The organism is Pseudomonas meliae, from assembly GCF_001400515.1.
Classification (GTDB): domain Bacteria; phylum Pseudomonadota; class Gammaproteobacteria; order Pseudomonadales; family Pseudomonadaceae; genus Aquipseudomonas; species Aquipseudomonas amygdali.
The window spans coordinates 1-1,367 of sequence record NZ_LJQT01000420.1; the positions used below are offsets into that span (position 1 = coordinate 1).

Here is a 1,367-nt window from a genome sequence, read left to right on the forward strand (position 1 = left end):
TTGATCGGAGAATCCTTAAGGACACACCCTACAGGCCTGAAAGAAAAGTCCTACAACAGAAGCGCACAACATAAACGCGGCCTGCCATATTGGGCCACTGTCGACAAACGCTAAATAATGGTAATCCACCAACCTTTGCACTGTCGCAAAATCTTACACACACCATAGCATAACCCTACATCATTCAAGACCATAAGTAGCTCTTTCGGCAAGTAGCAAATACCATTTTTTATTTCAGGTCCAGACACAGGGAATAGAATAGGAAACGTACTACAAAATTCACGGACGCAACATTACAACACGTAAGACTTTATAAAGAACGACACATCAATTCTGGAGGCACGCCATTTTTCACTTGCAAATTTTATTACCAGTCGTTACTTTTTTAACAGAAACTTTATTATTTACTGCCATTAACTATGTGCAGCCCTATGAAACCCTATCATTAGGTAATACAGCTTTGCAGTTCATGAGCGGCGCGTTTACACGAACTCGGTGTATCACGCGAACCGGCTGAATTCAGGTGTTACGTACACGGCTCATCAGGCGAGCTGCTGCGTGACAAACACTGAGTGCCTGGCAACTCTTTTGAATGGGCTCTGTGTATAACCATGTTCAAAAAGGGACACACCATGAATACTAGATATGCGCGCACGCGCTCATCAATACCCACCGCCTCTGAGTTAATCACCGCTGTGGAAAACTTTGTTGCCAAAGGCGGTATTATTGCAGTCATACCCGATGGAGAGGTGGCAGGCGCATCAAACCCTTCCTCAACTGATACAGCGCCAACCCTGCCAGACGGGCCTGAACACGCTGGCAAGCTTGAACAACTCAAATACCTGGCCGCCAAGGGCGCAGGCTTCACAGCGCTGCAATATTCATTACGCATGAATAAAAAAGACGTTCGCCAACTGGCCACCGAAAACGGTGTGACGATCGCTGTCAGTCAGCCCATGCTCACCACCCGCAGGGACGCCCGTCATGACACTACGGATATCGACGACGTGGTGGCCGGCCACGCCATGCATTACTCGGCGCTGGGCTATACCGCAGCCGAGATTGCCCAGGTACTGGACCTGAGCCTTCGCCAGGTATGGAATATCGGCAAAGCCTATCGATTCGAGTTCAGGCAGCAACGCGATAGCGACACGCCCTGAGGCCAGACTCTAAAACAGGTACCGAGTGCATAAGTTTCGACTGCCACGCAGAAAGCACCAGGCCCCCTGCTTTTAACTTCGACAGCTACTGTAGGAAAAAACCAAAAGCACACCTGCGCTTTTCGCCATGAACGGTAAGAACGGATTTAATGAGTACATAGGCGGTGGTACATGATCGCCTGCACCCGGCTAAGGAAGCTCCGAGCA

At 49.3% G+C, this 1,367-nt stretch carries 1 protein-coding gene; it reads left to right on the forward strand.

The window, feature by feature from the left end:
- The first annotated feature begins 632 nt into the window (after positions 1-632).
- The gene (locus tag ALO64_RS19345) at positions 633-1,160 is read left to right on the forward strand and encodes a hypothetical protein (RefSeq protein ID WP_002554845.1); all 528 of its coding nucleotides are present in this window, start codon (positions 633-635) and stop codon (positions 1,158-1,160) included.
- The last annotated feature ends 207 nt before the right edge of the window (positions 1,161-1,367 follow it).

Bases quoted from the DNA above. Each gene is read 5' to 3' on its own strand.
- ALO64_RS19345 (WP_002554845.1), top strand. From the start codon at position 633: ATGAATACTAGATATGCGCGCACGCGCTCATCAATACCCACCGCCTCT.